Annotated in this window: 8 protein-coding genes; 7 read left to right on the forward strand and 1 reads right to left on the reverse strand. The window is 55.4% G+C overall.

Annotated elements, in window-relative coordinates:
• Nucleotides 1-101 precede the first annotated feature (101 nt).
• The 6 genes from NLF94_RS11840 (at nt 102) to NLF94_RS11865 (ending at nt 9,910) form a co-directional block, all read left to right on the forward strand.
• Nucleotides 102-1,286, forward strand: coding sequence for a DNA repair exonuclease (locus tag NLF94_RS11840; protein ID WP_254837831.1), 1,185 nt, complete (start codon nt 102-104; stop codon nt 1,284-1,286).
• Nucleotides 1,283-4,552 carry an AAA family ATPase gene (locus NLF94_RS11845; RefSeq protein ID WP_254837832.1) on the forward strand — a complete coding sequence of 1,090 codons (3,270 nt, stop codon included), beginning with the start codon at nt 1,283-1,285 and terminating at the stop codon, nt 4,550-4,552. The genes NLF94_RS11840 and NLF94_RS11845 overlap by 4 nt, the downstream gene beginning before the upstream one ends.
• Complete coding sequence (locus NLF94_RS11850) at nt 4,552-5,841, forward strand: DNA double-strand break repair nuclease NurA (RefSeq protein ID WP_254837833.1); 1,290 nt, start codon at nt 4,552-4,554, stop codon at nt 5,839-5,841. The genes NLF94_RS11845 and NLF94_RS11850 overlap by 1 nt, the downstream gene beginning before the upstream one ends.
• Complete coding sequence (locus tag NLF94_RS11855) at nt 5,838-7,697, forward strand: ATP-binding protein (protein ID WP_254837834.1); 1,860 nt, start codon at nt 5,838-5,840, stop codon at nt 7,695-7,697. The genes NLF94_RS11850 and NLF94_RS11855 overlap by 4 nt, the downstream gene beginning before the upstream one ends.
• 61 nt (nt 7,698-7,758) lie before the next feature.
• The gene (locus NLF94_RS20985; protein WP_254837835.1) at nt 7,759-7,971 is read left to right on the forward strand and encodes a KTSC domain-containing protein; all 213 of its coding nucleotides are present in this window, start codon (nt 7,759-7,761) and stop codon (nt 7,969-7,971) included.
• 52 nt (nt 7,972-8,023) lie between these two features.
• Entirely contained in the window at nt 8,024-9,910 is a 1,887-nt protein-coding gene (locus NLF94_RS11865; protein ID WP_254837836.1) for an ATP-dependent nuclease, read from the forward strand.
• A 183-nt stretch (nt 9,911-10,093) separates the two neighbouring features.
• On the opposite strand, the gene NLF94_RS11870 is transcribed toward NLF94_RS11865, so the two are convergent.
• Entirely contained in the window at nt 10,094-10,891 is a 798-nt protein-coding gene (locus NLF94_RS11870; protein WP_254837837.1) for a hypothetical protein, read from the reverse strand.
• Between the two features lie 103 nt (nt 10,892-10,994).
• Here NLF94_RS11870 and NLF94_RS11875 point away from each other — a divergent pair, with 103 nt between their 5' ends.
• Nucleotides 10,995-13,124, forward strand: coding sequence for a DUF262 domain-containing protein (locus tag NLF94_RS11875; protein WP_254837838.1), 2,130 nt, complete (start codon nt 10,995-10,997; stop codon nt 13,122-13,124).
• Nucleotides 13,125-13,254 lie beyond the last annotated feature (130 nt).

The following is a 13,254-nucleotide window of genomic DNA, read 5'->3' on the forward strand; positions in this document are numbered from 1 at the left end:
CGCTGGTCGGACAACTTCGACAGTTAGAGCCTCTTTAGTTTCACCTTGCTTGCCATACGTTATTGTACCCTCCGCTGTCAGTTTACAGTAATTCAATACCAATGGCCAAGATCCTTCATCTAAGTGACACACATCTCGGCAATCGCCAATACGGAAGCGATACTCGTAGGGATGATTTCACGCGCGCGTTCGATGCCGCCATCGACCGAGCGCTCGATGAGAACGTCGATGCAGTTATTCACACCGGCGACCTGTTCCATCGCCGAACACCGTCACTTCCCATTGTCACGGACTGTATCGAGATCCTCCGGAAACTCGCCGATGAGGATATCCCGTTCTATGGGATCGTCGGAAACCACGACCGGAAAATGGATCAACAGTGGCTCGATCTCATCCGCGAAACAGGGACCGCAAAGCGACTTGACCAAACCCCGACGATGGTCAACGATGACGTTGCCCTCTACGGAATCGACGCTGTTACTAAACCTGCTTGGCACGCAGCAGACTTCACACTCGAAGAACCATCGAACTCTGACGCGTTCCGACTGCTGGGTCTACACCAACTCTTCGAACCGCTCGTGCCCGAGTTCTACGCAGACCACGACTTGACCGAAGTCCTCGAACGAGTGGATATTGAAATAGACGCGCTTGCACTCGGTGACTATCACAAGACGGAGAGCAAGATTGTCGATGGTGTCCCAGCGTGGTACGCCGGGTCAACCGAACGCTGTGCGACAGACGAAATCGAACCCCGCACCGTCAGCCTCCTCGAAATCGAAGATGGAGATCTTGAACGGCGAGAACTAGAACTTGACACCCGAGAGTTCGAATCCATCCGGATCGACTTTGACGACAGCGACAGTCACGGCTACGCACGCGACGAACTGGATCGGCACCAGCTCGATGACAAAGTCGCCATCGTGACTCTCACCGGTGAGCGGACGCCCGTTACGTCAAGTGATGTGTACGATATGGCGATAGACAAGGGTGCGGCAGTCTGCAAGGTGGATGACAATCGCGGTCGCAGACAACTCGATCTGGAGGGCGGGCCGCAAGGAGATATCCAGAGTGCTGATAAGCTCATCGAGGAGAAGCTTGCCGATCAGAATCTGAGTGACATCGCCACCGATGTCGAAGAACGAGTTCGCACAGACGACGACCTCGCCCAGACAAGTATCGACGACACTATGGAAGAACTCATCAAGGAAGCCCAAGCGAACGCCTTCGACGAGCGTGATGCCGAATCCAATCTCGATGACACGGAGGCAGAGGTGAGCGGCGAATGAAGATCAAGTCGCTCAGGTTGCAGAATATTCGGAGCTACGAGGATCAGACCGTCGAGTTCCCCGATGGAACGATTCTGATTCGTGGTGACAACGGTGCCGGGAAAACATCCCTCTTGATGGGGATTTTCGGCGGGTTGTTCCTCTCGAAGATTCGGAACGTCGGAACGAACGACTTCAATCTGGACGACTTGGTTCGGCGGGGTGAAGACAAGGGTACCGTAGAACTGGTCTTCGAAATTGACGGGACAGAGTACACCGTGACTTGGGAGCTGTACACGACGAGTACCCCGAACAGTGCGACGCTGGACTCGGAGTCATTCTCGGACCCCGTGACTGGAATCGAAGATGTCCGTGCAGAGGTGATTGGGTTACTCGGGATGGATGAAGACGATTTCTCCAGTTCGGTTTACGTCAAACAAGGCGAAATCGACCGTCTCATCGAAGCAGGTGACCGTGCTGAGATGATAGACAGTCTCCTCGGGTTAGACGAACTCGACGAGTACATCGGCCGGATGAAGGCGGCACGTCGCGGTGCCGGTCGCGTCCAGAAGGAGAACAAAACGAGTCGGGAAAATTACCAAGACGACCTCGACGACATCGAGAAAACGGAGCCTGAGTACGAAGACGACATCCACACGCTCACCGACGATATCGCTGACCTCGAAGCAGATATCGAGGAGATAGAGGAGTTCATTGATGAGCTGAAAGACCACCGGACCAGCATCAAGAGCGACATCGAGGACTACGAAGATCTGCAGGAACGTAAAGTCGAGAAGCAAGAGCAGATCGAAGAAGCACAAGCGAAGCGGGCTGACCAACAGGCTACTATCGACGAGAGTGAGACCAACGTCGAGGAGGCACAGGACGAGATCGACACGCTCGAAAGCGACATCGAAGCCCTCGATACAGAGGTTGAATACGACTTGCGTGCTGCAGAGAGCGCTGCGGACGCGAACGAGGCCGTGCAGGAATCCTTCCTGGAGGCGACGACAGAACGCAACGATTGCGAGAACGACCTTCAGAACGCCCAAGAAGAACTGGGACGGCTCGAAGAGGCCCTCTCTGAGGCCGAGACCGAACGTGAGGAGCTGATTGAGGAGCGTGACGACCTCCAGTCGGATCTCGAAGACGCTACTGACCGTCTCACGGAAGCGGAAGCAGAACGAGATTCGCTCACGTCTGAACGGAACGAGAGCGTGGCTGCGTTCCTCCCCGCGGTTGCTGATGCGGACGAGGTCACAGACGATCACGAGGAGGCGGTCGAGACGCGGCTTGCAGAGCTCGGCGAAGAACGGGAGGACGTGACCGCGACCAAGCGGGAAGTCACAACGAAGCGCGACCGTGCCGAGGAGGACCTCGAAACAGCGCGTGAGGAACTGGAGACGGTAACTAATGACTTAAGGGACGCAGAATCCGCCCTCGAAACCGTCCAGTCTGAACTGGCGACTGCTAAAGAGGATCTCACGGCTGCCGAAGCGGAGTTCGAAGAGCGCGTCGAGACGCTCGCGGAACAGGCCGCCGAGTTCGACGTGGAGGTCACAGCTGAGAACTTAGACGAGCTTCGTGACACGGTAATTCCAGATCTCATCGAGGAAACCAACGCGAACCTAAACGACATCGGGAACGCTATCGCTGAACATCGGAACGACAAGCAGCGCTACGAAGAAGATCTCGCGGAAATCAAGGAACTCGGTGAGCAGGACAAGTGCCCGAAGTGCGGGAAGACTGTTGAGGACACGCACATCGAGAGTGAGGTTAGCGAGCTAGAAGCTGCGATTACCGCTGCACAAGAAGCGGTAGAAGAAGCCCAAGAGACTGAAGCGGAACTACAGTCACGGAAAGAGGAGTTGCAGGCATTCCGTGAGGACTTGCTGGATACGATCTCCTACCGTGACGAGACGCTGACAACGGCACGAAACGAGGTGGAATCGCTCCGTGACGAGGCGGACGAGTTGCAGTCCCGCATCGAGGAATTGGAGGAGACTATCGAGGACTACGAGTCCACCATCGCAGACTTAGAGGCAGACATCGATGACCTCGAAGAGCAGAAAGCGACGCTCGATGCGGAACTCTCTGAGATCAACGACGGTATTGAAACGGGGGAGGATGTCGTAGACGCGTTCGAGCAGGTGGCCGACCAGCAAGAAACGGTGGCCGATCTCGAAGACGAGATTAGCGATATCGAGGGAGACATCGAGGACATCAAGGAAGACCTTGCGGACGTTGAAGAGGAAATCGAGGACCTTGAGATCGCTATCGAAGAACAGGAGGCCGTCGTTGACGACTGCGAGAGCGCACTCCAAGCTGCCAAGGAACGCGTCGAAGAGGTCGAATCTGTTCAGGGAACCGTTGAAGACGCGGTTGGGAAGTACGACACCATCAGCGAATTACGGACGACGATTGAGCAGGAGCAAAACACCATCCAACACGCTCGTGATCGGATTGACGATCTTAATAGTCAGATCGCTCGCCTGCAAGACGAGAAGGAAGATATCGAGGATCAACTTGGTGACGAGGATGCCGAGGATCTGCGCGAAGACTTAGAGCGCGTCAACACTCGGATCGAGCAGCGGCAGGAGACGCGTGACAAGTACCAAGAAGACCTGCAGGATATGCGTGACGAGCGTACACGGCTCGAAACAGAACTCGATTCGCTGCGACGGACGAAAGCGCAGATCGAGTTGTACGAGGACAAAGAGCAGTGGGCAAAGGAAGTTCATGATGAACTTGACGCGGTCATCTCAGTCTACGAAAGTACGAAGTCCGATCTCCGCGAGCAGTACCTCGCCTACATCAACGAGTACACCAACGACATCTTCAAAGAGATATACAAGAACAGCAGCTACCAGCAGGTCATCATCGAAGAGACGTACGACGACCGGCGAGACAGCTACGAATACGACATTCGGTTGCTCCGTGACGACGGGACGACCGAAGACCCGAGTAACGCGAGCGGCGGCGAGCGCGCTATCGTGAACCTCGCACTGCGTGCCGGAATCTACAAACTCATCGCCGAACTGCACGGCGGGAACCGCGGACAACTCCCACCGTTCATTCTCGACGAGCCGACGACGTTCCTCGACGAAGGGCACGTCGGGCAGCTCGAACAGATGCTGACGACCATCAAGGAATGGGATGTCCCGCAAATCATCGTCGTCTCCCACGATGAAGCTCTCATCCACGGAGCCGATCATGAATGCCACGTAACCATTGACGAGTCGGACAACACGAGCCAGATCACGATGCGCACAGCAGGGGCTGACTGATGGACACGAACGCACTCAGCATTGTCGAGGATATCTTCGACCACATCGATACGAACATCCCGCGCGATGTCGCCCTACAAGCAAACTATGCCCGTGGTCTCTTCGAGCACCTCTCGCGTGACGGTGGACGCGTCACCGCACTCGGGGAATCTGCCTACCAGAAAACGCGAATCGACGAACTCGGCACTTGGACGGGCGACCCGTGGGGAACGCCGACGTACGGGCTTGACGCCAGCACTACACGTCCGATAGAGTTCAACAATGGGCTCATCGTCGACACGGCGTACGCCAAGCTCGGCGTCGCCGGTGCTGGTACCGACAAGCGAATCGAAGAGACCGGGACGATCGAAACGGTCGTGTACCTCGCAGATAGCGAAAGTACGCTTCACGCCGAACAGTTTGAAGCCGACCGCGTCACCGGCGAAGTCGTCCAATTCCCACCGACCGACCGCTCGGCGACCCTTTCGAAATCAGTCGCCAGTGCCGCGCAAGGCCTCGCTGAAAGTACTCACGTCGCCGGTCATGTTGACGCGCTCGACGGCCTGCTGTTCATCGACGGCGCAGTCTACCCACTCGGCGTCCTCTACTGGGTACTCCTCGACCAAGTCGGCCGCACCACGCCCGCCGGCGCATGGGACAAACCCGATGAGATCATCCGGAACTACATCGACGTCATCGACACACAGTACGAGAAGGGCTATCCGGTCATCGGCGTTGTGAAGACCTCCACCATCAGTCAACTCCTCGACGCCTTGGACGCGAAACTCGCCACGAACCACGTGACGAACGACCACGGCGGCCGGCCCGACGTGCCGTGGACACGCGACCACCAATTCATTGCAGAGGTACTCCGTGACGATAGTCTCGAACACCTCACGTACACGTCCTGGTTCGTCCACAAACAAGCCCCCGTCGACGGACAATCGTTCGAACTCTTAGAACCGTACAGCGACGACTTAGCACACGGAGATCCCGCTGACTACCGGCGAGCGTTCTTCTACGTCCGGCTCCCAAAGACCGGTGATATACTCCGCGTGGAAACACCGCGGCTCATGATCGACGACGAGCAAACCCGCGACCAGATCCAGTACAAAGTCCTGAAAGAAATCGCACAGACCCAAGATGTCCCGCGAGCCGTCGGGCGAGCCGATCGGATCGCTAGGATCAGCCGCGATAACCGCGACACGATCCGGGACTTCCTCACCGCTGCCGATTACGCCCACGACTACAACTGGGACGGCCGCTGGAATGACATCGAACAAGCACCCGACACACAACTCCAACAATGAGCGATAACACCGACGACATCCTTGACCGCGATCCCGTCGCCGACGACGAAACTAGCACCGACACGGACACCGCCGACTCCAGCGATGACGAGGGGGCTACAACAGGTACGGAGACGAATGACCAGACGACAGTTCCGGAAACGACGGTTCCGAACTCGCTTACTGACGCCGACGAGGACGAACTCGGTCACGTCGTTGCCAGCGAAGAAATTCACGTCACACGCAGCGACTACAAAGTCAACGCCTTCGTGAAAACCAACTGCCGTGATAACGTCCGCGTCGGCGACTACGTCCAAATCCCATACCCCGTCTCAGATCCAACCGAGCAAGCCGACGAACTCTTCGCCGTCGTCGATGGACTCCGATACGAACCCTACACGGAACTCGACGACAAATCCGACACCCACAACCGGATCGCATCCGCCCACACCCTCGACGAAACAGAGTTCGTCCTCATCGCTGAACTCGAACCCATCGCCATCATCTCCTCGACCGACACCGGGCTCGAACGCAGTGTTGTCAACAAGATTCCGAAACCCAACACGCCCGTCGCGCTCTCCCTCGACGAGGAATACCTCCGCACCGGCCTCAACATCCCACAAGACGGCGTGTTCGCAGGCTACCTCTCCGTCGGTGGCGACCGCATGACTGTCGACGGCGACCCACTACCGTACTTCATCAACAACCCCGGGATCGACCCCGTTACCGAGGAAATCGAATCGGGCGAACCCGCCATTTTCCGACACACCCTCGTCGCCGGCTCCACCGGGAAAGGGAAAACGCACTTCACGAAAAACCTGCTCCGACAGTTCGCCACCGACAAGCGGTATCCGATTGAGAACCACCAAACTGGTGATACCGAGCGCAGCCGACTCAACCTCGTCATCCTTGACCCCGAAAACGAGTACTCCGAAATGCGGAACGACAACCCAGAAATCAACGAGGATGACATCAGTGGCGATATCGAGGTTGGCGGTATCGACAACTTCGAGACGTTCATCCCCGACATCGGGAAAACAAACGCCCCAAGTACCGGCGAGAGCCGGAACCTCACGATCCCCTTCTCGCTCGTCGAGCACCGCCCGCAGCTCCTCATGCCGTACAAACCAACGGAAGTCACACGCGGGGCCCTCGAAAACTGTATCCAAGCCTACTTTGACGATACTGATACGCCGACATACGACGGGTTCCTCCAGTACCTCCGCACCAACGAAGATTCAGAAAGTCCCCTCCGTCAGCGATACAACATCGAAGACGGCACGTGGAGCGCAATCATGCGTCGCGTCACCGACGCCGCCTACCGCGACGTCTTCGACCACGGCACAAACCCCCTCCCCGACGTGTCGAACGCCGTGTTCCGCGAAGGCCAGGTCACCGTCATCCCAACCAGCCACCTCCACGGCGCAAAAGAAGAACTCACCGTCCTCTCCATCCTCTCCTACATCATTGACAACAAAATCGACGACTACAACGTCGATCCCAACGTCAAAGACACCCCACTCCTCGTCGCCGTCGACGAAGCCCACAACTACGTCTCCGACCCCAACACCCTCCGCGAACAATACATCGTCAACCGCGCCCGCGACGCCGTCAAACAAGGCCGCAAAGACAAACTCGGCCTCTTCATGATCACCCAAAACCCCGAAGACATCGACGGCGACATCCTCAAACAAACCAACACCAACATCTTCCTTGGCCTCCGCGAAGAAGTCATCACCAAAGTCCCCTCCATCCCCCGCGGCTACGAACAAGACCTCCAAAAATACGGCAAAGGCCAAGCCGTCATCAAAGCCCCCGACGTCGAAGCGGTCGAAGTCAAAGGACTCCCCTACTGCCTCACCCAACACAGCAACTGAGGGTAGACAAATCGCTATTTAATGGGTAAAACTAAATGACTATTCTTCCACATTATGTAGCATGAACCGGGTTCCCGTCTCCTCAAGCAATCTCAGTAGTGTAGGATATGACGAGTCGAACCAAGTTCTAGAGATCGAGTTCCACGGTGGAAGAGTCTACCAGTATTTTGATGTTCCCAAACGAATCCACCAAGAACTTATGAACGCCAATTCGCACGGGAAATACTTCAACCGAAATATCGAAGATAAATATCGCTACGATCAGATCAAATGATGCGCAGCAATTTTGTGCGTGTCCAAGATTCTCGAATGGAGAGGGCAGAGCCGTGAGTGACGGACTGACTCACGTTTCACGACTCTCAGTTGAGAACATCGGGAAATTTGAGGATTTAACACTCCAGCTGACCCCATTTACACTCTTAGTGGGCCCTAACGACGCTGGAAAAACCACTCTCTTGGAGGCATTACAGACTGTATGCGATCATTCGAGTCTAGACATTAAGCAGATCCGGCGTGATGTGACACGAGACACCGGAAGAGCACCCGACGCCTCTATCGAGGCGATCATTGAAAACCCGCCAGACGACCTGGCAGATCGTACCAATCTTGAGGATGACGATGCTGCAGGGCTGAAGATCGAATGGGAAGTTACTGGAGATTCAGAAGAAGATGTCTATTTAGAGTCCCCAGACCACTATCTCAGAGAGCGGGTTCCCGAAGATGAACGGCTCCACGAATGGGACTATTTAGCGGACGAAGAACGAGAGATTCTGGATGCTTACGATATTGACCCGGGGAGTAACGCCGCTGAGCGGGAAGAACAGTTCGAGGAATTGAAGGCTGAAATCCTCAAAAATCCCGAAGACACCAGTCTTAATTGGGTCTCTTGTGGAACCAGAGAATTCGGTCGTTTAGCTCCAGCCAGTGAGCAAATCGATACCGAGGAGGTAGACAGTCCAATCAAGTTACTCTCAAAACTACTCCGTCAAGAGACCAGATCCTTCCTCTACGCGGAGGACGAGGATGGTGAAAAAACGGGAGTTGACGAGCTTGTCGAAATTGAAGAACAGGCGACGGATGCGCTTAACGAACGACTCGAAAGCCTTTCCGACAGGATGGAGCGATACCTCCCCGGCCTGGATCAGATTACGGTGGATCCCGATTGGAGTTTTGTCAACGGGGCAGATCTCTCCAATATCGTGCTTCGCCGAGACGGTGAACAGGTCCCGCTTCAAGAACTGGGTGGCGGAACTAATGCCCGTTCGGCCCTCTCGATGCTTGAATGGAGCGCAGAGGCCAACGAAGGAAAAGAATCCGTCATCCGGACGATGGACGAACCAGACCATCGACTCCATTTTGACGTCCAACGGAGGCTGATCAATCTTCTCCGGAGCGACATCTCAGATGAAGATAGTTATCTCTCCCAGTGTATCGTCTCGACTCATAGTTTGATTATGGTCGATGGGACTCCCTTACACGAAGTAGTATATCTCCCTGAAGAAGTGGATACAAACGACGAGCGAGCGCCGCTAGTTTCAAAGGACGAAGCAGAGGCTGAGGATTTCATGGGCAACATCATGGCAGGCCTGGGTCTTTCTGCTAGCTGGGTCTATCTTGAACGAGCGATGATTGTCGTAGAGGGAGCAACTGAACACAAATATATCGAAGAATTATACCACCAAGTCACCGGTAGCACCCTCGTAGAGGATGGCGTTCAAGTCTGGGATAGTCAGGGGTGTGGCCATATCGTAAAAACCCTTGAGCGTCTTCAGGACAGTGGGCGAGCACGAACGTTCGTTATCCTGGATTCCGACGCGAAAGAGCGGACCTATTCTGAGGATACTCTTGAAGACCATCTTGAAGATATGTACGAAGTCGGCGGTTCGGAACCAGAACTCGTCTGGATCGGTGACAAGGAACTTGAAGACACGTGGGAGAAGGACGACTTAGCCCGACTCGCTGAAGAACATTGGCCACGTGCAGATGGCAATGACTGGGATGAAATCCATTTCCAGTCAGTAGACGAGGCGGAAAAACCGAGTGGAGAAATCGTTGACATCATTCAAACTGGTTGCGCGCGGAATCTCCAAGACTGTCCCAGTGTGACTAAACCGAACATAGGGCTTAAGATGGGGAGATTAGACGACGTGGAACACCCATCCAAGATTGTCGATATTATGGAACATGTTCATGAATACTGTAGCCAGAACTGAAAGAGAAGCATAGGTTGTCTCGTCAACCGCAATACTTCGTGCTACTGTCGATCCAGTCTGTGAGCAAAATCCCACCACAGTATGTCGTCCGACTTGTTCGTCTGTGAGCGTCACCTCCGCTGCGTAATCTAGGTGCGGAGTTCTGCGGCCGCGATGATCGGCAACGCCGTCGTATAATTCCTCTTAGAAGATCGCATCAGCATCACTCTCTGTCCAGTTCGTATCGTAGCTTGAGAACACCGCGGCGTCGAAGACACAGGGGAGCACATCGGCTGTTGCACAGCCGTCTTGAACGATGTCCATGATGAAGTGGTAATACTCCGGGGTGCTGAGTCCTGACCCGGAAACGTGGTAGGGAAGATCGAAGTTCTTGTTCAGCCACTTCGTGATACGAGAGTCGAGTGAAATCTCGAACCTCGTTAGACCGAGAATCTGGAGGACGTTCCGCGCTTGCTTCGATCCCACTCTGTGGAGTCCATCACCACCGAGTCGCTCGGACAGGTAAGTCGCTGCTTCACGCTCCGTCCCCGGATCGCTAGCTTTCGGCTCTCGCGTTCGTGCCTCCCGTAACAGCTCTAGTTCACTCCACAGTTCGTCCCACCCTCCAGAGTCCAGACGTTCGAGATTCGTCTCACAGGCGTCACCGATGTTGTTGTAGTACCGAATCCCTCCGTGTTCTTCGAGCGTCTCAGAAACGAATCCACTGACGTCATCGACATCCCGACACTGATCGAGACTCACCGTCTGAATTTTGTTCTTCAGAAATTTGGAGACGTGACTGGCCGGCCCTGAGCGCTGCTGGGAGGTGAGCAGTGCTGCGAGATGGGCATTCCAGAACTGATCCGGAGTGATTTCGATCTCGGCATTGTTCACGTTCTGTTCCTGTCGTTTCTGCACAAATGGGTCGTCTTCTTGGTCAGCGATTATCTCAAGAACGTTGCCGATCTCCTCGTCCGAGAACGTCCATTCGACCTGAGCCATATGTATCCGTCATTTGCACTGCCGAAAACTCTGTTGAGGATGTTTCAACTCCAGTAGCGTGATTCCCACAGGAACTTTCTGCCTTCTCTGAGCAATCAGGTGTATGGAATCGGGAAAGAAATCGTTAGAAGAACTGACGACAGCAGGGGTATTCCACGTTCCGGAGTACCAGCGGTACTACTCGTGGACCAAGCCGGAATGGGACGACCTCTGGACTGACCTCTACACGCTACCTCCGGACAAACAGCACTACTTCGGGACGATCATCATCCAGAAGACGGACGAAACGGAAAGCGGCGGGAGTACTGGTGGATACGGCTCTTCCAGAGAGAAACCGATCAACCTCCTCATCGACGGCCAACAGCGCATCACATCGCTTGCGTTGTTGGTGCGCTCAATGACGGAGTGTCTGGAAGAGATCGCACCGGAGACGGATCACGAGGCCGAGATACTCAGCGACATCGAAGAGATGCGCGAGACGCTTCTTGTTGAGGACAACATCTACCAGCTCCAATTACTTGACGAGGAGGACAACAAGTATCTCGAATGGCTGCTTACCGGGCACGACGTTCACGAGCCAGAGCGCCCGTCTCAGCGGAAGATGATCGAGGCGAAGGAATACTTCGACGAGCAACTCGATAATCTCACTGCGTCCCCTGATGTTAATCCTGTAGACGTCGCCACCGAACTCAAGCAACTCTGGGAGACCATCCTCGAACTCGAACTGATGGTGTACGTCGTTGACGCAGCCAACCCGGAGAAGGCAACACTCATCTTCGACAGCGTCAACGACCGCGGCCGGTCACTCTCAACGTTCGACAAGACGAAGTCCTTCCTGATGCGGATGGCTTACCTCGCTGCTGACGACGAAGGTGAGGCCCAAGCCACCATTCGCCGCATTCGGCAGTCCTTCGGAGAGATGTACAACGACCACCAGACGATGCTGGAGTCACCGTACGTCACCGACATCAGCGACGATGCGGTCCAGCGGTACCACTTCATCTCGTACTTCGACTGGTCGAACTCCGACGAGTACAGCGATCCCGCCTTCCTCACCGAACTGAAAGAACACATTCGCACGCTTCGAAGGGAAGACCCTCAAGCGTGCTTGGAATACATCCGCGACTACACCAACAGCTTGGAGCGCGGGTTCAACGCGTTAGCGAAAGTACTCGACCGTACTGACGACGACGACATCTCGACGCTTGTCCAGCGGATACATCGCCTGCGTCATGCGACGAAGTTCTACCCGCTGCTCCTCAAAGCCTGGCCGAACCTCGATGAGGACGGGAGACAGGAACTTCTGAACGCGATTGAGACGTACATCTTCCGCGTCTACTCTATTGGGAACCATCGGAGCCACACTGGTGAATCCAGCCTCTACGTCCGCACTCGGAACCTCAGCAAGGACAGCCCTGCCGATGTCTGGGTGAGCAAAGTCGTCTCCCTGATGAATCGATACGAGGATGACTCGCAGTTCCGACGGTCACTGTCCGCTGCAGACCTCTTCTCGAAAGCAAGCTCACAGGATCTCCGGTACCTCTTCTACTTCTACAACGAACACCGAGCTGACGAGAAGAGTGAACGTGGGGGGCCGACGCTCTCGGAAGCAATGAGTAACGAATACACGGTCGAACACATCTGGCCACAGAGTCCTGACGAACTCCCGATCCAGGATGCCGGCGAGTATCCGAGTCCCGAAGCTCGGTATGATGCATATGTTCACCGGCTCGGGAACCTCACGTTGGCAAGCAGATCGTGGAACTCGAAGTGGGGGAACGCTGCGTTCGAGACAAAGCGCGACGAAGGGTACGTAGAGTCGAAGCTCTGGGTTCAGTGGGACATCCAGGACAACTACGACGAGTGGTCCGTCGAAAATATCGAGAACCGCGAGGAGGCGATAACCGCGTTTGTTCTCGAAGAATGGGAGACCCCTGAGACACGTCTTGGCGGCGTTGAAGAGCCTGCAGACGCCATTGACCGGCTGACGACGGAGGAACAGTTCGTCCTCAAGGCACTCCGCCAGAACACCGGCGGCGCGGTTCGCCGTGTTATCCACGGCGATGTGTGCGAACTCCCTGATTCACCGTTTAACGAACCTAATTCGAATGGGACAGAACGAAACGAGGTGGGTTCGATTCTGAGTCGCCTCCAGAACGTTGGTCTCGCTGAGCAGAACAAGCATACCTGGTCACCCACCGACGAGGCGCTTACCGTGGAGGCCCCCACCTAACGTTCGGTTTCTGCGAGCCGTCTAAACCTCGCACTCCGAGTTTTCGTTGGTGCCTATGAGCGGTGTGGTAGACTACGTGTATCGAAGATTGATTCCGCCCCGGACCGAGGACAGAGTGTGGAGAAACCGC

This window comes from Natronomonas marina, from assembly GCF_024298905.1.
GTDB lineage: Archaea > Halobacteriota > Halobacteria > Halobacteriales > Haloarculaceae > Natronomonas > Natronomonas marina.

Bases quoted from the DNA above. Each gene is read 5' to 3' on its own strand.
- NLF94_RS11845 (WP_254837832.1), top strand. From the start codon at position 1,283: ATGAAGATCAAGTCGCTCAGGTTGCAGAATATTCGGAGCTACGAGGAT.
- NLF94_RS11855 (WP_254837834.1), top strand. From the start codon at position 5,838: ATGAGCGATAACACCGACGACATCCTTGACCGCGATCCCGTCGCCGAC.
- NLF94_RS11850 (WP_254837833.1), top strand. From the start codon at position 4,552: ATGGACACGAACGCACTCAGCATTGTCGAGGATATCTTCGACCACATC.
- NLF94_RS11870 (WP_254837837.1), bottom strand. From the start codon at position 10,891: ATGGCTCAGGTCGAATGGACGTTCTCGGACGAGGAGATCGGCAACGTT.
- NLF94_RS20985 (WP_254837835.1), top strand. From the start codon at position 7,759: ATGAACCGGGTTCCCGTCTCCTCAAGCAATCTCAGTAGTGTAGGATAT.
- NLF94_RS11875 (WP_254837838.1), top strand. From the start codon at position 10,995: ATGGAATCGGGAAAGAAATCGTTAGAAGAACTGACGACAGCAGGGGTA.
- NLF94_RS11840 (WP_254837831.1), top strand. From the start codon at position 102: ATGGCCAAGATCCTTCATCTAAGTGACACACATCTCGGCAATCGCCAA.